Raw genomic sequence first — 20887 nt, 5'->3', positions numbered from 1 at the left:
GTCAGAAGCGGAAGCCTACACTAAGACCAGCCCTGAGCCCTGCCCATGGGCCGTCGAAGTCTACTTTGGCACCGTTGCCGTCTACGGTATATTTGGTTTTCACCAGAGGAAGATCTTCAAGTTCTGCCAGTTGTTCGCGCAAGGCCTGCTGTTCTTCGTTACTAAGTGTCTTAGTGCCCGATATGTTGCCTGATGAGGTTCCGTAATGGGCGCCTAAGATCCACCAGTCGAGATGCAGACGTTTAGCAATTTTAAATTGAGATCCTAAAAGGATGCCGCCCGACAGTGTAGTGATGTCGCCACTAAGGGGCATCGTTTCGGTGTAGGTAGTACCCATGACATCTACGTCAAACTTAAAAGGCACTTCGGCGGTGTACGTGGCAAATCTGGCGTATGGTGCAATGTAAAATCCTTGAAATACTTTCTTTCCGAGGTAAAACCTGAGTTCGGGTGTGATCGCAAAATTCCCGGTTTTAAACTGGCTGATGCTTTCCCAGGCCTCTTCGTCGTCTATCAGGGATTCCAGCCTTGATTTTAGCGGGACACTCGACTTAGGCGAAAACTTGATTCCCCCGCCTATCGACATTTTTTCTCCAATGGCCCGCTCGTATTGGAAAGAGTAGTTTTTTAAAAAGAGGGCAGGAACGTTTATTTTTACGATGTTCTTGCTTTCTGCCGCTTCCTGAGCTTTAGAAGTAAGGGTAGTTCCAAACATAAGGAATAAGATTCCTATGCCTGCGGTTTTAGAGATTGTTTGTTTCATGATGGTTTATATATTTGGTTTGTTATCAAATATATAAAGAAAAAAGGCTAAACCTTAATGGTTTTCCATTTCCCACGTTTGAACAATAAATATCCGGCTATCGCTATACCTGTCTCGGCAACTGGTATGGCAAAAAAGACTCCTGTGGGGCCCATACTGAAATATTTGGCCAGTACATAAGCCAGGGGAATCTGAAAAAGCCAGAAGCCAAAAAAGTTGACCCGGGTAGGTGTCCAGGTATCGCCCGCTCCATTAAATGTACTGATAAGCACCATTCCAAGTCCGTAAAATACGTAGCCTGCACTGATGATGATCAGTGCCTGATAGGCTACCTCCTGTATAAGGTTATCGTTGGTAAAGAAAGCAACCAGTTGCCGGCCCAAGAGGAAGGTTATAAGCATCACGATCACCATGTAAATTGTAACGTACCTGGCGGTGGTGAAAACAGATCTTTCCGCCCTGGCGAGCTGCTTCGCGCCAAGGTTCTGCCCCACAAGTGTAGCTGCGGCATTGCTGAGTCCCCATGCCGGAAGCATAAAGAACATCATTAAACGTAAAGCGGTCTGATACCCGGCCGAGCCGTGATCGCTTCCTGTAGTGGCTACGAGTTGCGCCAGGAATATCCAGCTGCATGAAGCGATGACAAATTGAAATATGCCAGGGGTAGCAATTTTGAGTAAGGTTTTAATTTGTTCCCAATGGGGTTTAAAATAGCTTAGCTTAAGCTTTAACAATTGTTTTCCGCTCGATAGATGGTAGACCTGATAGCATACACCAATTCCGCGACCGAGTGTGGTAGCTATAGCAGCTCCCGTAAGACCGAACGCAGGTATAGGACCAAGTCCGTTGATCAGGATCGGACAAAAAATGATGTTGGCGATATTGGCAATCCACAGGCTTTTCATAGCGATGGCGGCGTTGCCCGCGCCCCTAAATATACCGTTGATGAGGAATAGCATTACGATAATGATACTTCCGCCCATCATGATGCGGATAAAGGGTGTGCCCTGGCTGGCGGTCTCCTCTGATGCTCCCATGAGCAGCAGGATTTCTCTTGCGTAAATTAAGCCTCCAATACTGATCAGCACCGTCAGGCCAAAGGCAATAATGATAGCCTGCACACCTGCTTTTGCTGCGGCTACCGGATCTTTCTCGCCTATACGGCGCGCAACAACCGCTGTAGCTGCCATGCTCATGCCTATGGCAAGCGAGTAAATTATGGTAAGTACCGACTCCGTTAGCCCTACGGTTTGTATGGCGTGACTGCTGTTGTGCAAGTGCCCAACGAAATAAAGGTCTACCAATGCAAATACCGATTCCATAGCCATTTCAAGCATCATCGGTATGGCGAGCAGCACTACGGCACGCCGTATACTCCCGGTGGTGAAATCCAGTTCTTCGCCCTGAATGGATTGTTTGATAAGCCGGAACATTTTAGTAAGGTTTCCGGCTTTTACAGTTTCATTTGTTTTCATCAGACTGAGTATGCGGCAATCATTTCGGGCGTTACTTTACAGCCTTTTCCGGTGTTGATATCAATCATCACATAATCGAACCATCCGTCGGACGCCACTTTTCCTGTACGTTTATTAAGAATCTCAAATTGAACACGGCAGCCTTTTTCGTTGATGGTGAGGATGCCGGTGCGGACGCTGATCACATCGCCAAGAATAAGCGGGCGCTTAAACTCGACAAGCGCAGTGCGCACAACCCAGCCATAGCCGTTGCTGAGGAAGGATTCCATTGGCATCTTATAAAACTCACTCATTTGTTCATAACGTGCGGCCAGCACGTAGTCGAAATATTTGCTGTTGTGGACATGGTTGAACATGTCGATATCATCGGGGCGCACTTTTAGTTCGCTTTCGAATATGCTGTAGTCGTTCTTTTCCATATATGGTTCGCGTAAAGTTACCAATTATACACTTATGATGAGCAGGTTAATCGGAAAGCGCTTGTTAATTGTTAAAACTTAGCTTATCTTTGCGGCGAATTAATTAATTAACAAACACTTTAGTACCATTCAAGAATGTATTTAAGTAAAGAAAAGAAGGCCGAAATCTTTAAACAACACGGCGAGACAGAAACCAACACAGGTTCTGCAGAAGGTCAGGTAGCGTTATTTACGTACCGTATTGCGCACTTAACTGAGCACTTGAAGAAAAACCGTAAGGATTTTTCTACGCAGCTTGCGCTTCAGAAGCTTGTAGGTAAACGCCGGGGTATACTGGCTTATCTGTACAAAAAAGATATTGAGCGCTACCGTGCTATCATCAAGAACTTAGGTTTGAGGGATATCATCAAGTAGAACTACTTATATCAGGAAAAGCCATTCTTCAGGGAATGGCTTTTTTAATTTCATAGCTAAAATGATTGGCCTTTTATCTAAGTTTGCAAACAAAAAGTAATATATATAAATCCGGTATGTAAGAAAGAGGAAGACATACCATAATAATTTTTAAATGAATGTAATAAAAAAATCGTTCGACCTGGGTGACGGGCGGACAATTGAAATTGAAACCGGTAAGCTGGCTAAACAGGCCGATGGGTCTGTAGTTGTTAGAATGGGTGACACCATGCTTCTTGCTACTGTAGTTTCAACACCGGATGCTAAGGCAGGTATTGATTTTTTACCATTATCTGTCGATTACCAGGAAAAATATGCTGCTGCAGGCCGCATACCCGGAGGCTTCCTGCGCCGTGAGGCCAGGTTATCTGACTATGAAGTTCTAATTTCCCGTTTGGTAGACCGCGCGTTGCGCCCGATGTTTCCGGAGGACTACCACTCGGATACTCAAGTGATGATTTCCCTGATTTCATCTGATAAAAATGTAATGCCTGACTGTCTGGCCGGTCTTGCGGCATCTGCGGCTATTGCTGTTTCTGATATCCCTTTTAACGGACCGATCTCGGAAGTTCGCGTGGCACGTATAGATGGTAAACTGGTAGTTAATCCTTATGTAAGTGATCTGGAGCGTGCAACAATGGATTTCCTTGTAGCTGGTACAGAGCGTGACATCGTGATGGTAGAAGGTGAGGCTGATGAGATTTCTGAAGCTGAAATGGTTGAAGCGATCGAGTTTGCACATAAAGCAATTGTTATACAGGTTCAGGCTCAGAAGGAGCTTGCCGAGCTTGCCGGCAAAACTGAAAAACGTGTTTACTCTCATGAAGAAAGTAATCCGGAGCTTAGGGATCAAGTGTATGCAGCCACGTACGATAAAGTGTATGCAATTGCTAAGACTGCATCTGCAAAGCACGAAAGAGGTAACGCATTTGGTGAGGTCCTCATGGACTTCATTACAACATTAGGTGAAGATATTGATGATGTAACCGGATTCCTTGCCAAGAAATATTTTCACGATGTGCAGTATGATGCCATCCGCAACCTGGTTCTTGATGAAGGCATCCGTTTGGATGGCCGTGACGTGCGTACTGTTCGCCCGATCTGGAGCGAAGTAGGTTATCTGCCTGCTGCACACGGCTCTGCCGTATTTACGCGTGGTGAAACGCAATCGCTTACTACGGTGACTTTGGGTTCTAAGGATGATGAGCAGATGATCGATGGTGCTTTCATCAACGGTTATAACAAATTCATGCTTCATTATAACTTCCCTGGATTTTCAACCGGTGAGGTTCGCCCGAACAGGGGAGCAGGCCGTCGTGAGATCGGTCATGGTAACCTGGCCATGCGTTCATTGAAAAAGGTATTGCCAGGCCTTGAAGAAAATCCATACACAATTCGTATCGTTTCTGATATCCTGGAATCTAACGGTTCTTCTTCTATGGCTACTGTATGTGCTGGTACGCTTGCGCTGATGGATGCTGGTGTGAAAATCAAGGCGCCGGTATCTGGTATTGCTATGGGATTGATCACCGATGAGAAAACCGGTAAATATGCGATCCTTTCTGATATTCTTGGTGATGAGGATCACCTCGGCGACATGGACTTTAAAGTAACTGGTACGGAAAAAGGAATTGTTGCCTGCCAGATGGATTTGAAGATCAATGGCTTAAAATGGGAGGTTTTGAAGAATGCGTTAGACCAGGCCAAGGAAGCGCGTTTGCATATTCTTAACGAGATGAAGAAGACCATTGCTGAGCCTCGTGAGGATTACAAAGATCATGCTCCGCGTATTGTATCACTGAGCATAGATAAGGAATTTATCGGTGCAGTGATCGGACCAGGTGGTAAGATCATTCAGGAGATGCAGCGCGAAACAGGTGCTACCATTTCAATAGAAGAGGTTGGTAACAAAGGTATCGTTGAGATCTTTGCGGATAACAAGGCTTCGATAGATGCTGCTGTAGGCCGTATTAATGCGATTGCTGCCAAGCCGGAGATCGGCGCGACTTACGAAGGTAAGGTGAAATCTATTATGCCATTTGGTGCATTTGTGGAAATCATGCCTGGTAAAGACGGTCTGCTGCACATTTCAGAAATAGACTGGAAACGCCTGGAGACTATGGACGGAGTTTTCAAGGAGGGTGAAAAAGTAACGGTTAAGTTGCTGGACATCGATAAGCAAGGCAAGATGAAACTTTCCAGAAAAGTTTTATTGCCTCGTCCGCCAAAGCCTGAGGCTGCGTCTCCGCAAGCATAAACACATGAAAAAGCCTCGCCTGCGCGGGGCTTTTCTGTTATCACAAATCGTTATTTTATATTAGCACAATGAATATCAATCCTAATCACCTCATTGCCCCGTCTGTACTTTCTGCTGATTTTGGTAACTTGTTAAAGGATATCCAAATGATTAATTCCAGTGAAGCTGATTGGTTTCATGTGGATATTATGGACGGTGTTTTTGTACCCAATATTTCATTTGGTTTTCCTGTACTCGAAGTATTAAAAGCCTATGCCCAAAAGCCCCTGGATGTTCATCTCATGATCGAAAGCCCGGAGCGCTATATCGAACGTTTTGCTGAGGGTGGTGCCGCTGTGATTACGGTACACTATGAAGCATGCGTGCATCTTCATCGCGTCGTGGAATTAATACGTTCAACAGGCTGCAAGGCTGGCGTGGCGATAAATCCGCATACCCCTACGGCCTTGCTTAAGGACATTTTACCTGATCTGGATCTTGCGCTTGTGATGTCGGTAAACCCCGGTTTTGGCGGACAAAAATTTATTCCGAACGCGCTGAATAAGGTTCGTGAACTGCGAGCCATGGCAGAACGGCTGAACCCTGAACTCGTTATTGAAGTAGACGGCGGTATCGGAATGGCAAACCTGCCTGACCTGGTGATGGCTGGCGCAGACGTGCTGGTAGCTGGCAACTCCATTTTTGGTGCGGATTCTCCTGAACAAATGATCGCAGATCTCAAATTTTACAACCACCGAAAGGCATAAATATATTACATTTACCACCATTATAAATAACCAAAAAAAAATGAGACACAATTTCGGCGCAGGCCCATGTATTTTACCTCAAGAAGTATTTAAACAAGCATCGCAAGCGGTACTTGATTTTAAGGATGGTTTATCGATCCTTGAGATTTCGCACCGTACATCAGAGTTCGAAAATGTTGTAGAAGAGACCACCAGATTGGTGAAGGAATTACTGAATGTTCCTTCAGGATATTCTGTAGTTTTATTGCAGGGAGGTGCCAGTTTGCAGTTTTCTATGGTGCCTATGAATTTGTTGCCCGAGGGGAAAACTGCCAGTTACCTGGATACAGGGGTTTGGGCAAGTAAGGCCATCAAGGAGGTTGCCGCTTTCGGGACAGCGAACATCGTGGCTTCTTCAAAAGCTTCCAATTACACTCATGTGCCAAAGGAATATGATATACCCGCCGATAGTGCTTATTTCCATTGTACCTCTAACAACACTATATATGGCACAGAAATGTTTAGTTTCCCGGAAACAGATGTTCCGGTAGTATGCGACATGTCGTCTGATATTATGAGCCGGGTTATCGACGTATCGAAATTCGGTCTGATTTACGCCGGAGCGCAAAAGAATATTGGCCCTGCGGGGCTTACTATCGCGATTGTAAAGGATGACATCCTTGGCCGTTCAGGCAGGAAAATACCTTCCATGCTCGATTATCAGGTTCATATTGAGGGTGGCTCAATGTATAACACTCCGCCGGTTTTCTCGATATATGTAGCTATGCTTAACCTGCGCTGGCTCAAATCTAAAGGAGGCATTGCGGAAATTGAGAAGGAAAATAAAGCGAAGGCTGATGCTTTGTATAAAGAGATCGACAGAAATCCATTGTTTAAAGGCACCTGTGCCGTAGAAGACAGGTCGAGGATGAACGTTTGCTTTGTGATGGAGAATAAGGAGCTGGAAAAGCCCTTCCTGAAGTTTGTGGAAGAAAATGGCATCGAGGGCTTGAAGGGCCATCGCAGTGTTGGCGGTTTCAGGGCATCGATGTATAATGCGTTACCGATTACAAGTGTACACGCTCTGGTTGAATTAATGCAGGTTTTTGCGGAAAAACATCAATAAAATAAGATTAAATGGTTAGGATACTTGCAAACGATGGGATTGACCCGATCGGAAAAATGTTGTTAGAACAGGCTGGTTTTGTAGTTGATACGGAAACTGTGCCTCAGGATAAACTGGCGGAAGCCTTGAAAAATTATGATGCCATTACTGTACGTAGTGCCACTCAGGTTCGTAAAGAATTAATAGACCAATGTCCGAATATCAAGCTGATTGGTCGCGGGGGCGTGGGCATGGATAATATCGATGTAGAATATGCGAGAAGCAAGGGTGTGGCTGTTGTAAATACGCCAGCAGCCTCTTCTCTGTCGGTTGCTGAACTTGTGTTTGCGCATTTATTTACCGGCGTTAGGTTCCTTCAGGACGCCAACCGGAAAATGCCGGTTGATGGCGATAGTAAATTCAATGCGCTTAAGAAGGCTTATGCCAAGGGTATCGAACTCCGTGGTAAAACCATAGGCATCATCGGATTTGGAAGAATTGGTCGTGAAACGGCAACTGTGGCACTTGGCCTGGGTATGAATGTGCTGGCATATGACCTTTATCCGTTCGACGGGAAACTGACACTTTCGCTGCAGGGCGGCGTACAGGTCGATATTCCGGTTAAGACAGTATCGCTAGATGACGTGATTTCAGGCAGTGATTTTATCAGTCTGCATACACCGTTTGCGGATAAGCCTATTTTGGGTGCTTCGGAATTTGAAAAGATGAAGAAAGGTGTAGGTATTGTGAATTGTTCAAGAGGCGGTACTATTGATGAGCAGGCGCTTATCACCGCCCTAGATAGCGGTCAGGTAGCATTTGCCGGACTGGACGTATTTGACAATGAGCCTACGCCGTCAAGAGCAGTGCTTGAGCATAGCAAAATATCTTTAACTCCGCATATAGGTGCCTCAACGAATGAGGCCCAAGAGCGTATTGGTACGGAACTCGCTACACTCATTATCGAACATTTTAACTCATAAGAAACGGGGCGTTTGCCCCGTTTTATTTTCCGCCAGTATGCCAAGGATTAAACCTTTTTGTGCGCTTATACCTGCGACGGACCTGCAAGAGCGGGTTGTGACGCATCCCCTGGAAAATTATTCCGCAGACGAGGCCAGGATGATCACATCAGAAAACAGATATAGCTTCCTGCATCTGATAGATCCGGAACTGGACAATCCTTATCTGCGCGGTACCCGGCAAGAGCTTATTTATAAAACAATAGGCGAAAACGTGGAGAAGTTTCTTGAAAATCACGTTTTAGTACCGGATATAAGTCCTGCTATCTATGTGTACCGGGTGACACATGACGGGCTCAGTCAGACCGGCATCTGGACGTTGACACATATCAACGATTATGCAGATGGTTTGATCAGAAAGCATGAGTCGACCGTTGAGCGCAGGGAACAGGCACTTGCCGACTACTTACAGCACACTGGTCTGGATGCTAACCCTGTATTGGTTACTTATCCGCCTGATGCAGCAATTGAAAAGGTTGTCGGCGCTTACATTCGTCTGGCGTCTGATCTGAAGCTATCGATGTCTGATAGCACCCTGCATGAAGTATGGGCCGTAAGGGATGCGGAGGACATAAAAACTATTGAAACTGCTTTCGAAAATATGTCTTGTGTCTATATCGCTGATGGGCATCACCGTGCGGCATCTATGGTGAAGATGGGTTTACAAAAGCGGGCATTAAATGTGAAACGGCATACGGGTGCTGAGCCATATAATTACTTCACGACGGCTTATATGAACACCGACGAGGTGAGGGTTTTGGAATTTAACAGGTTGGTTCGTGATCTTGGGAATTTGTCGCCGTCACAGTTTTTAACGGCTGTTCAAGCATCTTTTTTTGTGGAGGAGGCCGACCGTGCGGTAAGACCTGAAAGCAGACATGAGATCGGTATGTACCTGAATAAGCAATGGTATAAGCTTAGGCCAAAGCCGGGGATATTTGATGCCGATGATCCGGTAGACTCGCTTGATGTCACCATCCTGCAAAAGAATATTCTGGACCCGATATTAGGTATTTGTGATCCGAGAACAGATCCGAGGATTGCATTTGAAGGTGGACGTGTACCCGTGCATGTATTGCAGCAGAGGGTCGATCAGGGTATATTCAGCGTGGTCTTCACTTTACATCCGCCTTCGGTTCATCAGGTGATGGCAGTTGCTGATGCTGACGGCATTATGCCGCCAAAGTCTACCTGGGTGGAGCCGAAGTTCCCTGTCGGGCTGCTGACTAATTATTTCAATTGAGAGGACTTGATTCAGGTAACTGGTCTTCCTTTTCTGTTGAATTTGTAAAAGAATACTATCCATGAGATAATCAGGGCGAAAAAAGCTACCAACCCAATTGACCTCCAGTCGCTGCCTCCGGTGTCTTGTTTCAAGCGTTCGTTTTCGTCCTGTAGCTTTTTAATCGACGCCCGGTAGTTCTCAAGGCGGCTGTTCATGTCTGCCGCGGTCCGTTGTACTTGCTGATATTGCTGATCTTTATAATCCATCAGGATTTTTAACTCCTTAAAAATGTTGTTATCGTTCAGGACAATTTGACGAAGGATGTCGTTTGAGTTTTTAATGTCTTGTTTGGTTTGCAGACCGAAAATGCCGGTTCTTTTACTCAAGCTCTCGTCGTACTGACCAAACCTCGAGCTTCGTTCTGCCAAAAGCGCGTTAACTTTAAGTCGCTGCAAATGATAGGCGCTGGTGTCGGCCTGAGTGGCAAAGGCGGGTATTACAAAACAAGTAAGGATAAGGCTGAGCAGATGTTTAAGCATACTAAAAGTTTGGGTAGCATAGAGCAAACTCTGTGCCCTTGCTTTATGGGTGAAATTCTACCCGCACGATATCGCCAAGGTGCAATCCCAGGAGGCCGCTTGCCTTACCTTTATTGATGGCTATTTCAAGATGATTGCTTATGCCAAACAGACAGAGCTTTTCGCCTTCCGGTACTTCGTTATAGTGCCAGCTAAGCTGGGTAATGGTCTCGCTTTTTCTGAAATAGAGGGTAAAATCCCGGTTCCGCTGTATTCTGGTAAATAGGTCTTTCGTAATATTGGTGATGACGTTACAAAATGTGTCAATATAGATCACACTGCCCCTGATAATATCGCGTTCGATAACCGGGTGGAGAAGCATTCTCTGTTCAATTCCCTCCACAGGCAGGCCGATATCTTTTAGCTTGTTTCCTTTGGCAAGATGCACAGCTGCTTTCACAAAAATATCCACCAGCGGAAAATGAAGATATTTTAAATCTTGCATGATATTCAACTCAACAATGGTTTCAGGCTTGTCGTCGAACAGCAGAGAAAATATTCCGTTATCGGCGCCAACAAAATAATGATCGTTGTGTTTTAGAGCTACATACCTGGTGTTTTCGTTGTAGACGGAATCGATACCGATCAGATGTACTGATCCCTTTGGAAAGTAGGGGTAAACGTTCTTTAATACGAAGGCTGCGTAGGAAATATTGAAGGAAGGAACTTCGTGTGTTACATCAACGATCTGAGCGCTTGGCAGGATGCTTAAAATGCTTCCTTTTAGGGCGGCTTGATAGAAATCTTTAGAACCTAAATCTGTCGTTAATGTTATGATGGCCATTAAAAATTAAATATTTATTCTTAATCTTGCGTAGGCGTCAAGTCGCGTACAAATATTCAACTTTTATATTAGAATATACACTCCAATCAAAAAAACAATATTTTGAACGAACTGAAATTAACATTAGAATCGGTTGATCCGGTGCAGTTTTGGGGGGCCAACAATGAGCACTACGAGCTCATTAAGAACGCCTTTCCGAAGCTGAAAATAGTAGCGAGAGGTAACGAGGTGAAGGTACTGGGCGACGAAATGGAGCAGAAGGCGTTCGAGCTGAAATATAACAGCCTGATCGGCCATCTGGAAAAGTTCAGCGCTTTGAGTGCGGGCGATGTGGAAAGTATATTGGCTGGTGCAGGGGGGCGCTTAGGTGCTGAACCTGCCGGCGAAAAGGCTGCAGCCGGTGGCAGTGGGGGTGGTGAAGTTATCGTGTTTGGCACAAACGGCCTACTGGTTAAAGCAAGGACCGCTAATCAAAGGAGAATGGTGGACAGCATCAAAAAGAATGATGTGCTTTTTGCTATTGGTCCGGCCGGAACCGGTAAAACCTATACCGCAGTGGCACTTGCTGTGCGTGCTTTAAAAAATAAAGAGATCAAACGCATCATCTTGACCAGGCCGGCGGTTGAGGCCGGCGAGAGCCTTGGTTTTCTGCCTGGCGACCTGAAAGAGAAGGTTGACCCTTATCTTCGTCCTTTGTACGATGCGCTCGATGATATGATACCTGCGGAAAAATTGAGGACCTATATTGAGAATAGAACCATAGAGATTGCACCACTGGCATTTATGCGCGGCAGGACACTGGATAATTGTTTTGTTATCCTGGATGAGGCGCAGAACGCGACAGACCTGCAGCTCAAAATGTTTCTTACCCGTATGGGACCATCGGCTAAATTTATCGTGACGGGCGATGTAACCCAGGTAGATTTGCCGAAAAAGCAGATGTCGGGCCTCCACAACGGACTGCGGATACTGGCGGATATACCCGGAATTGATATTATCTATCTGACCGGAGAGGATGTGGTGAGGCACAAACTGGTTAAGCGGATTTTGAAAGCTTACGGCGATATACAATAAAGAACATACGGTTTTATAGATGAGAGCAATAAAAGAAACAAATTTCAGTTTTTCAGGGCAAACGGCATTTTATAAAGGTAAGGTACGTGACGTGTACACGATAGATAATCGTTTTATGGTCATGGTAGTTTCCGACCGTATATCCGCGTTTGATGTGGTTCTACCGGAGGCAATTCCATTTAAGGGTCAGGTACTTAATCAAATCGCGGCCAAGTTCCTGGCTGCCACAAGCGACATCGTTCCGAACTGGGTGATCAGCACGCCAGATGAGATGGTGACGATAGGCCGTATTTGTGAGCCTTTTAAAGTTGAAATGGTGATCAGGGGTTATCTGGCCGGGCATGCCTGGAGAGAGTATCAGGCAGGAAAGCGGAGTATTTGCGGCGTTAGTTTGCCGGAAGGTTTGAAGGAGAATGATAAGCTGCCGGTTCCCATTATAACGCCTACAACCAAGGCGGCGGTTGGTCATGATGAAGATATTTCGAAAGACGATATTCTGGCGAAGGGTATCGTGTCTTTAGCGGATTATGCAAAGCTCGAAGAATACACTTATGCGCTTTACCAGAGAGGGGTACAGATCGCTGCGGAGCGCGGTCTTATCCTGGTGGATACGAAATATGAGTTTGGCAAGTCGGGTGAGGATATTTTCCTCATCGATGAGATTCACACCCCAGATTCGTCCAGATATTTTTACCTGGAGGGGTACGAAGAGCGCCAGGAAATGGGTGAACCTCAAAAGCAGTTGTCTAAAGAATTCGTTCGGAAATGGCTTATTGAGAACGGTTTTCAGGGTAAAGAGGGACAGAGCGTTCCTGAGATGACGCCGAATATCATTAATTCCATATCGGACAGGTATATTGAGCTTTACGAGCAAATAACAGGCGACCGTTTTGTGAAAGCAGAATCGGGCGATATTTTAAGCCGTATTGAGCAAAATGTTAATCAATCCTTGCAGGAATTGCTAAACCAATAGTTATGGAATTCTCTCTTGATAGACATGATAAGTACGTCGTTCTGAAGCTTCACGAGCCTGCGTTAACTAACGACAATACTCCCCGGTTGAAGTCGGAAGTTATAGCGCTGAACAGTCAGGGATACAGCAATATTGTTTTGGATCTATCGGCCGTAGAACATTGCGATGATGCTCAGGATTTGAGTTGTTTGCTTGCCGGCGACCGCCTGTGTAAAAAGCAGAAGGGCTTATTCATTGTCACAGGGCTGAACGAAAATCTAAGTAGTATTGTTCAGTTGTCAAACCTGGATGAGTCGCTGACCATTGTAGGCAGGATGGAAGAGGCGGAAGACCTCATCTTCATGAATGAGATTGAACGGGAGTTGCTGGGGGGCAGAGATACTGATGATGAAGTTTGAAGTGACCATTTTGGGAAGCAGTTCTGCAACACCAATTTACAACAGAAATCCGACGGCGCAACTGCTGAACTGTAATGAGAAATTTTATCTGATAGATTGTGGAGAAGGTACACAGCAACAACTCATCAGGTACGGTTTTAAGGCGAGTAAAATAGACTATATTTTTATTAGTCATCTGCACGGTGATCATTATTTTGGTTTGATTGGCCTCCTGTCCAGTCTGCACCTGAATGGCAGAATAAAACCCTTGCATTTGTTTGGTCCGCCGGCACTCCTGGAGATTTTACAGTTACAATTCTTACACTCAGAGACTGTGTTGCGTTATCAGATAGATTTTCATGCCACTAACACTGAGACGGCTGAGTTGATATTTGAAAATTCAGACCTGAGTGTCGAGACCTTTGTACTGAATCATCGCATTCCATGTACAGGGTTCAGATTTAATCAAAAGAAGCGGCTTAGGCGCCTGCTGGTAGACCGTTTGGAGGCCGAGGGCGTTGCTGTCGAATACTACCCATTGCTAAAGCGGGGGCTCGACCTTACTTTGCCAAATGGGAAAGTCTTTTTAAACAGCGATTATACCGCCGATCCAGACCGGCCTAAAAGTTATGGCTATTGTTCGGATACCCTTATGGATGAATCTTATTTCGCCAATATCAAGGACTGCGATACGTTATATCATGAGGCTACTTTTCTGCACGAGATGCTGAGCAGGGCAAACGAAACTCATCACACGACTGCTTTGCAGGCGGCCCAGATTGCGGAGCTCACAGGAGCCCGGAAGTTGCTTATCGGGCACTTTTCCTCCAGATACAAGGTGCTTCAGCCATTGTTGGATGAGGCCAGGTCAGTATTCGAACAAACTGAACTGGCTATTGAAGGTAATACCTTTTCTATCTAAGCCGCGCTAATCTTTGTTGCCGCCACCGAAAACAGAGAAATGAACATACCGCTTAGGGTTCTGCTTCAAATCAATCATCAAGGCGTCGAGATTTTTAGAAGCATTATTCAGGTTTTCATACATCTGCTTGTCATTGATCAGCAAACCTAAGGAGCCCTCTCCGCTATTTATCTTGCCTACGATCAACTGAAGATCAGTCATAGCTTTATTCGCATTGTCAATCGTTTGTTTGAAGTTTGACGCTGCAACCTGATCGGTAACACTGCTGATGTTATTCAGGATCCCTGAAATTTTCTGATTGTTTTGTCTGAGGTTGGCAGAAATTGCTTCAACATTGGCCAATATGGCCGATATGCGCGAACCTTCAGAACCAACGAGATTGTCTACCTTTTTTGAAGTGGCCTCAAGCGAAGAAAGGGTTGCTGCTATACTTGTGAAACTTCGGTCGACATTCCTTTGAAAATTTGGGTTCAGTATAGCATTTACGCTGGTAAGGATGGAGTCCATCTTTCCGATGATTACCTCGGCCTTCTTTTGCACTGGCTGTACCGCTTCCATTAGCCCTTTCTCCACATTGGCATTCAGCGTATCCCCGTCAACTGCAAAATTACTTCCCGGTCCAAGCTCCATTACTATAGCTTTACTGCCTAAAAGATCTGTGCTTTCCAAACGTGCAATGCTGGTACGGGGAATCTCGTATTTGCCTTTAATTTTCAGTGTAGCAAGTATAGATCCATCGGGTTGCAGTTGCAACTCGTCGACCCGGCCAATCTGGAAACCGTTTACAAGTACGGGCTTAGATACGGCGAGTCCTTCTACACGGGAATATCTGGCATACAAAACTGTCTCGCTGCTAAAGATGGAGTTACCTTTCAAAAAGTTATAACCTATGATTAAAACGGCAATGGAAAAGGCCGCAAGTATACCAACTTTTGTTTCGTTTTTTATCTTCATTTAGTGTTAATTTATATGGTTTGGATGCGCAGGAAGCGTTGTGCTATACCTCGGTTTCCTTTTTATAGGTTTTAATCGCTTTAAAAATTGAGTTCACAATTTCAGCCTGGCCAGCCTCCGAGTTGATATACTTTTCTTCCTCGGGGTGAGATATGAATCCTATCTCAGTAAGTACTGCGGGCAGTCCGCAGCGCTGTAGGATCAACAGCCCCTGTTCCTTTACTCCTCTATCAACTCTTTTATCGTCATTCCGGTAATTATCCTGAATAAGACGGGCAAGCTTTAAGCTTTTGTCTCTAAACAAGTTCTTAAACAAAGATAAGATAATAAATGTTTCGGGATCTTTGGGATCGTAGCCGTTGTAGTTTTCCTTGTAATTTTTCTCGAGCTTAATGTCCTCATTTTCACGAATAGCGGCATCCTGTTCGTTTAAACGGTGTGAACCGGCTACAAACGTTTCAGTTCCTCTTGTTGTGGTGTTCTTAACGTAACCGTATACCGGTGTTTTTTTTCCGCTTTTCAACCGCTTGTATCCGGTTATCACCCGTCGGTTGGGCATGGAGTTGCAATGGATAGAAATGAAGAGGTCGGCATGGTTGTCATTTGCCAGGGCGGCGCGTTTGTAGAAATCCACATCCACATCCGTTTTTCGGGTGTAGAGCACTTTTACGTCCGGGAGTTCCTCTTCGATTTTCCGGCCTAGCTTAAGTGCCACCTGAAGGGCAACGTCTTTTTCTACAGAAAAGCTGCCCCGGGCACCGGGTTTGTTGCCGCCATGTCCGGCATCAATAACAATGGTTTTTACTTTATATGATTGTGAGAAAGCGCTTTGAAATGAGTAAAATAGTAAAAGTAACGGCAAAAATTGTACGGCTTTTTTCAATCTCATAATGTTCTCTAATTATCCTTCCAGGTTTTTCCTATAATTAATGATTGCGTTAAGTAAATTATTTGTTATTTCAATTTGTCCGGCCTCGGAGTTCATATAATCTTCTTCCTCCGGATTACTGATGAAGCCAATTTCTGTAAGTACCGCAGGCATTCCGGCACGGGCAAGCACTGCCAGGCTCTTTTCCTGTACGCCGCGGTTAACCCGCCCTACGCTAACATATTCATTCTGGATTAGCTTTGCTAACCTTAAGCTCTGAGTACGAAAAGTATTCTTTAACAGGGACAATATGATTGCGCTTTCAGGATTGTCGGGGTCAAAACCCTCATAATTTTCTTTATAATTCTCCTCAAGGAAGATAGCAGCATTTTCGCGTTTAATCACCTCATCCTGTTCGTCCAGTCGGCCCATACCCGATACGAAGGTTTCCACGCCACGGGTGGAAGTGCTTTTTTTGTAGACCGCACGCGTAATCGGAACGCGTTTTCCCTTACTGTTCTTCTTATAGCCTGTCACCTGAGTTGTCCTAATCAGCGGCATGTCGTTACAATGTATTGAAATAAACAGGTCTGCGTGCGCCTTATTCGCCATGCCAATACGCTCATACAGGGGAACGAATGTGTCGTCGGTACGGGTATATATAACCTTCACATCTTTCAGGGTTTCCTGAATTGCTGCACCCAAACGGAGCGCCGTCTTCAACGCCACATCTTTCTCAGTGGAATAAACTCCGCGGGTAGCCCCATCTTTGCCGCCGTGACCAGCGTCAAGTACGATAGTTTTGATTTTGTATTCCTGTGTAAAAGCTTGATTACCAGTTAATGTAAGTCCAAAAATGCAAATAAATATGACCAAAAGCTTATTTGGTCTAAGCAATGGCATATTTTTCATTAATTTTGAACGTTTTGGATTAAACATTAATGCAAAAATAACTATTCACCACGAATTTGAAACTTTTACGGTACATCATTTTTCTTAGTTTAACAGTTTCATTAGCTTCGGTTAGTAAACGCTCTTACGCTGTTTCTGAATCCTTTTGGCAACAGGACACGACCAAGATTGATACCATAAAGCGAGCTAATCCCCAGGTTAATAACGTACAAACAGGGGCTGCTGATACAACCGCCAGTCAGAAAGTTGAACACCGGGCTGAAGATTCGACCCGGGTGGACCCGGTGAATGATATTGTGCATCTTTACGGGAAAGCACGTTTGACCTATCAGGGCTTTGAACTTGACGCAGATTATATCCAGTACAACCGTCGCACGAACCAGCTTTTTGCGCGTGGCTCCTGGACGCCGGGCGGTAAGTATGTAGGGCGCCCAATCCTGAAAATGGAAGGTCAAAGTACCTCAATGGCCGACTCGCTAAGATACAATACCGAGACTATGGAGGCCCAGATATGGGGCGTTTTCACGGAGCAGGAGGGTGGATTTTTTACGGGAGGCCGTGCAAAGAAGCAGCCAGACGATGAAATTCATAGTCAGGGGCAAACCTATAGTACATGCAACCTGCCGCACCCGCATTTTGGTATACATATCACGAAAGGTATCGTTACAGAAAATCAGATCATTACCGGTCCGGTATATTTGAAAATTGAGGACGTGCCATTGCCCATTGGTCTACCTTTTGCCTTTTTTCCAAAGCCGAACAAGCGGTCTTCTGGTGTGATACTTCCTTCACCCGGCGAAGATTTCACCCGTGGGTTCTTTTTACGGGATGGGGGTTATTATCTTGGATTAAGCGATTACTGGGATGCGCGTATAACAGGTACTATCTACACCCGGGGTTCATACGACCTTAACGTTGCGACCAACTACATCAAACGTTACAAGTATACCGGTAATATCAATTTCAGTTATTCAAATTCACGGTATGGACTGGAGGGCACTCCAGAGTATGACCCGAAGAAGGATTTTAATCTGCAATGGAGCCATAGTCAGAATCCCAATGCACGGCCGGGAACGACATTTTCAGCCTCAGTAAATGCTGGAACCGCAAGTTACAACCGGAATACGGCCGGGGGGACTACATATGATTTTGAGAGGATCGCTCAGAACACATTGCGTTCCGCTATCTCTTACGGCCGGGTTTTCGACAGCGGCATCAACCTTAGTCTAGCAGCCGACGCAGCACAGGAAACGCTTAATCAGACCGTAAGCATCCGTTTGCCTGATATAAGCCTGTCGGTACCCACTTTCAGCCCCTTCGACTCTCCAGATCGTGTTGGGGAGCAAAAATGGTATCAGAAGATTACCGTCGGTTATAACATGCAGGCCAGCAACAGCATTACCACGATAGAAAGTGAATTGTTTAAGCGCTCATCTTTGAACAAATTTCAGAATGCTGTAAACCACCAGATTCCGATCAATATGGCATTTACAATAGCTGATTACTTCAACTTTAACACTGGAGTGAATTATACGGAGAGATGGGCATTTCAGACAATTAGTAAGACTTATACCCGCGTGGTAAACGGATCGCACGTTCCGCGTATAGACACCATTCCGGGATTTAAGCGCAATGGGGTATATGACCTGAACATGGGGCTTTCTACAAAAGTGTATAGCACCGCCCAATTTACCAAGTTCGGAAATTTTAAGGCCTTAAGACATGTAATGACGCCCCGCGTGAGTTTCGGCTACACACCTGATTTCTCGGATCCTAGCAGAGGGTATTATAAGATTGCGCAATATGAGGATGGCTCCCAGGTACGCGACTCGCGTGGCGAGCTCATCAAATATAGCGTCTTTGAAGGCGCAGTATACGGTGGTCCTGGATTAGGCCGAAACGCATCAATATCCTTCGGGCTAGATAACACAGTTGAAGCAAAGGTTCTTACGCCAAACGATACCACAGGCAAAGGCGAGAAAAAGATTCCAATTATCCAGGGTCTGGGTATCAGTGGATCTTATAACTTTTTAGCGGAGAATTTTAAACTGTCAAGACTTAACTTCAGCGGCAGATCGCAGTTTACGGAGAAGCTAGGCATCAATTATAATGGTACGTTGAACCCTTATCAGGTCGAAATTCAGACTGTTAATGGTGTGCAAACACCTGTTTTGGTAGATCGATATACCTGGCAGGCGGGTCGCTTGCCTCGTCTCACGAACTTTGGTTTTTCTTTCGACTACAGTCTCAATCCCGAAGCGTTGAAACGACGAAACGAGAATATTGATGAAGTCAACGAGATTGCCCAACAACGAGGGATCACTGAAGAACAGGCAGAAGCACTTGCCAGGGTAAGCCGAGATCCGAATGCGTTTGTAGACTTTAATATTCCCTGGAACTTTGCATTCAGCTACAGTTTCCAATATGCCACAGATGAAGTAGGGCGGAACGGCTCAATCACCAATACGTTGAATTTCAACGGCGATGCTAATATCACGCCGAAATGGAAAGTACAATTCAATTCGGGATGGGATTTTAAAGCCAACACTTTTTCACAAACCTCTTTTTCTATTTACCGCGATCTACATTGCTGGGACATGAGCTTTAGCTGGGTTCCATTTGGTCAGTACCAATCTTATTCAGTCGATATAAAGGTAAAGGCTTCTGTGTTGCAGGATCTAAAACTGAGTAAGCGGAAAAATTATTACACCCGTTTCTAGTATGACAGCTGAAATAATAACGATCGGTGATGAGATTCTTATCGGCCAGATTGTAGACACCAATTCCGCCTGGATGGCACAAAAGCTCAATCTTGCGGGCATCGCGGTAAAGCAAATTACATCAGTGTCGGATCAGGCCGATCATATTATCGATGCTTTGTCTGAAGCTGAAAAGCGCGCAGGCATAATATTGATCACTGGTGGGTTGGGCCCCACAAAAGATGATATAACGAAAATCACCCTTTCCAGGTATTTTAACATGGGAATGCGTAGGGATGAAGAGACGCTACAACATGTCAGGACCTTCTTTGAGCGGTTAAAGCGACCTATGCTCGATTCGAATATGGGCCAGGCCGATGTGCCGGAGGGGTGTACTGTGATTCAGAATAAGCAGGGCACAGCCCCGTGTATGTGGTTTGAGAACAATGGGCGTATTATTGTTTCCATGCCTGGCGTACCGTTTGAAATGATGTATTTAATGGAGGAAGAGATCATTCCAAGGCTGGTCAGTTTGTTCAAGCTGCCCCATATTGTACATAAAACGATTCTGACTTACGGGATAGGCGAGTCCTTTCTGGCCGAGGCAATAGCTGATATAGAAAACGATCTGCCTGAACATATCAAGCTTGCATACCTGCCGCGGCTCGGTCAGGTGCGCCTCCGCTTAAGCGGAAGCGGATATGAAGGTGCGCTTCTTGACCGTCAGATCATGGAGTTCACACAGCGCATCGCGGAGCGGGTGAAGAAGCATGTAGCTGCCTTAGAAGATATTGCACTTGAGAAAGCCATGCTGAATACGATGGAGAAGCGGGGACTGACACTTTCAACTGCTGAGAGCTGTACCGGCGGGTATATCGGTCATCTGATTACGCAGCATCCAGGAAGTTCGGCTGTATATAAGGGTGGTGGAGTTGTTTACTCCAATGAATTGAAAATAAAGATACTCGATGTAAGTGAGCAAACCCTGGAAAGATACGGGGCGGTTAGCGAAGAAACCGTTACCGAGATGGCTGCCGGAGCGCTCCGCACATTTAACACGGACTATGCCGTTGCAGTGAGCGGAATTGCAGGGCCTGATGGTGCGAGTCCGGGAAAACCCGTCGGTACCGTTTGGATAGCGGTAGCTAACAAGCAGCAGGTTGTTGCGCGGCTTTTTACTTTTGGAAACAAGCGGACGCAAAATATAGAACGCTCTGCAGTAGCCGCTTTAGGTATGATTTTGAATGAACTTGGCCCTGATTAGGTTTAAGTGTTCAAAATACTTTACTTTTGCCTGCAATA

20 protein-coding genes are annotated in these 20887 nt (G+C 45.4%); 12 read left to right on the top strand and 8 right to left on the bottom strand.

The window, feature by feature from the left end:
* Position 1 precedes the first annotated feature (1 nt).
* From J3P40_RS13685 to J3P40_RS13675, 3 genes are read right to left on the bottom strand one after another with little or no spacing between them, the layout of a single operon-like run.
* On the bottom strand, positions 2–763 hold the full coding sequence (locus tag J3P40_RS13685) for a DUF3575 domain-containing protein (RefSeq protein WP_256006679.1): 762 nt from the start codon (positions 761–763) through the stop codon (positions 2–4).
* A gap of 47 nt (positions 764–810) precedes the next feature.
* A complete protein-coding gene (locus tag J3P40_RS13680) occupies positions 811–2238 on the bottom strand; it encodes an MATE family efflux transporter (protein WP_256006678.1) in 1428 nt (475 codons plus the stop codon).
* Positions 2238–2657 (bottom strand): acyl-CoA thioesterase, encoded by a 420-nt coding sequence (locus J3P40_RS13675; protein WP_256006676.1) that lies wholly within the window; start codon positions 2655–2657, stop codon positions 2238–2240. The genes J3P40_RS13680 and J3P40_RS13675 overlap by 1 nt, the downstream gene beginning before the upstream one ends.
* A gap of 135 nt (positions 2658–2792) precedes the next feature.
* Between J3P40_RS13675 and rpsO the strand changes: the two genes are divergently transcribed.
* The 6 genes from rpsO to J3P40_RS13645 all read left to right on the top strand — a co-directional run bounded on the left by rpsO (position 2793) and on the right by J3P40_RS13645 (position 9462).
* On the top strand, positions 2793–3071 hold the full coding sequence (rpsO, locus tag J3P40_RS13670; RefSeq protein ID WP_256006675.1) for a 30S ribosomal protein S15: 279 nt from the start codon (positions 2793–2795) through the stop codon (positions 3069–3071).
* Positions 3072–3225: 154 nt separating this feature from the next.
* The gene (pnp, locus tag J3P40_RS13665; protein ID WP_256006674.1) at positions 3226–5367 is read left to right on the top strand and encodes a polyribonucleotide nucleotidyltransferase; all 2142 of its coding nucleotides are present in this window, start codon (positions 3226–3228) and stop codon (positions 5365–5367) included.
* Positions 5368–5435: 68 nt separating this feature from the next.
* Positions 5436–6113 carry a ribulose-phosphate 3-epimerase gene (gene rpe / locus J3P40_RS13660; protein ID WP_256006673.1) on the top strand — a complete coding sequence of 226 codons (678 nt, stop codon included), beginning with the start codon at positions 5436–5438 and terminating at the stop codon, positions 6111–6113.
* 40 nt (positions 6114–6153) lie between these two features.
* Entirely contained in the window at positions 6154–7218 is a 1065-nt protein-coding gene (gene serC / locus J3P40_RS13655; protein WP_256006671.1) for a 3-phosphoserine/phosphohydroxythreonine transaminase, read from the top strand.
* 11 nt (positions 7219–7229) lie between these two features.
* Positions 7230–8180: a D-2-hydroxyacid dehydrogenase gene (locus J3P40_RS13650; protein WP_256006668.1), complete on the top strand. Its 951-nt coding sequence runs from the start codon at positions 7230–7232 to the stop codon at positions 8178–8180.
* 37 nt (positions 8181–8217) lie between these two features.
* Positions 8218–9462, top strand: a complete 1245-nt coding sequence (locus J3P40_RS13645) for a DUF1015 domain-containing protein (RefSeq protein ID WP_256006665.1) — start codon at positions 8218–8220, stop codon at positions 9460–9462.
* 11 nt (positions 9463–9473) lie between these two features.
* Here J3P40_RS13645 and J3P40_RS13640 read toward each other — a convergent pair whose 3' ends face one another.
* Together J3P40_RS13640 and J3P40_RS13635 are read right to left on the bottom strand one after the other, a co-directional pair.
* On the bottom strand, positions 9474–9983 hold the full coding sequence (locus J3P40_RS13640; RefSeq protein ID WP_256006662.1) for a hypothetical protein: 510 nt from the start codon (positions 9981–9983) through the stop codon (positions 9474–9476).
* A 43-nt stretch (positions 9984–10026) separates the two neighbouring features.
* Entirely contained in the window at positions 10027–10806 is a 780-nt protein-coding gene (locus J3P40_RS13635) for an SAM hydrolase/SAM-dependent halogenase family protein (RefSeq protein WP_256006659.1), read from the bottom strand.
* A gap of 102 nt (positions 10807–10908) precedes the next feature.
* Between J3P40_RS13635 and J3P40_RS13630 the strand changes: the two genes are divergently transcribed.
* Genes J3P40_RS13630 through J3P40_RS13615 form a run of 4 tightly spaced genes read left to right on the top strand, consistent with a single transcriptional unit; the run spans position 10909 to position 14152 of the window.
* Positions 10909–11880 carry a PhoH family protein gene (locus J3P40_RS13630; RefSeq protein WP_256006658.1) on the top strand — a complete coding sequence of 324 codons (972 nt, stop codon included), beginning with the start codon at positions 10909–10911 and terminating at the stop codon, positions 11878–11880.
* A 19-nt stretch (positions 11881–11899) separates the two neighbouring features.
* Positions 11900–12853, top strand: coding sequence for a phosphoribosylaminoimidazolesuccinocarboxamide synthase (locus J3P40_RS13625; protein ID WP_256006655.1), 954 nt, complete (start codon positions 11900–11902; stop codon positions 12851–12853).
* Positions 12854–12855: 2 nt separating this feature from the next.
* Positions 12856–13251: an STAS domain-containing protein gene (locus J3P40_RS13620; protein WP_256006652.1), complete on the top strand. Its 396-nt coding sequence runs from the start codon at positions 12856–12858 to the stop codon at positions 13249–13251.
* The gene (locus tag J3P40_RS13615; RefSeq protein ID WP_256007078.1) at positions 13241–14152 is read left to right on the top strand and encodes a ribonuclease Z; all 912 of its coding nucleotides are present in this window, start codon (positions 13241–13243) and stop codon (positions 14150–14152) included. The genes J3P40_RS13620 and J3P40_RS13615 overlap by 11 nt, the downstream gene beginning before the upstream one ends.
* Positions 14153–14158: 6 nt before the next feature.
* Here J3P40_RS13615 and J3P40_RS13610 read toward each other — a convergent pair whose 3' ends face one another.
* The 3 genes from J3P40_RS13610 to J3P40_RS13600 are packed head-to-tail and all read right to left on the bottom strand — an operon-like array spanning position 14159 to position 16877.
* Positions 14159–15106: an MlaD family protein gene (locus tag J3P40_RS13610; protein ID WP_256006650.1), complete on the bottom strand. Its 948-nt coding sequence runs from the start codon at positions 15104–15106 to the stop codon at positions 14159–14161.
* A gap of 43 nt (positions 15107–15149) precedes the next feature.
* Positions 15150–15995, bottom strand: coding sequence for an N-acetylmuramoyl-L-alanine amidase family protein (locus tag J3P40_RS13605; RefSeq protein WP_256006647.1), 846 nt, complete (start codon positions 15993–15995; stop codon positions 15150–15152).
* Between the two features lie 12 nt (positions 15996–16007).
* A complete protein-coding gene (locus J3P40_RS13600; RefSeq protein WP_370687732.1) occupies positions 16008–16877 on the bottom strand; it encodes an N-acetylmuramoyl-L-alanine amidase family protein in 870 nt (289 codons plus the stop codon).
* A 65-nt stretch (positions 16878–16942) separates the two neighbouring features.
* On the opposite strand from J3P40_RS13600, the gene J3P40_RS13595 reads away from it, so the two are divergent.
* Together J3P40_RS13595 and J3P40_RS13590 are read left to right on the top strand one after the other, a co-directional pair.
* Positions 16943–19606, top strand: coding sequence for a putative LPS assembly protein LptD (locus J3P40_RS13595; protein ID WP_256006641.1), 2664 nt, complete (start codon positions 16943–16945; stop codon positions 19604–19606).
* A gap of 1 nt (position 19607) precedes the next feature.
* Positions 19608–20849, top strand: coding sequence for a competence/damage-inducible protein A (locus tag J3P40_RS13590; protein ID WP_256006638.1), 1242 nt, complete (start codon positions 19608–19610; stop codon positions 20847–20849).
* Positions 20850–20887 lie beyond the last annotated feature (38 nt).

The sequence above is a fragment of the Pedobacter deserti genome (assembly GCF_024436415.1).
In the GTDB taxonomy this organism is placed as follows: domain Bacteria; phylum Bacteroidota; class Bacteroidia; order Sphingobacteriales; family Sphingobacteriaceae; genus Pedobacter; species Pedobacter faecalis.
Note: the sequence above shows the minus strand (reverse complement) of the source record. Positions and strands in the feature narration are given on the sequence as shown.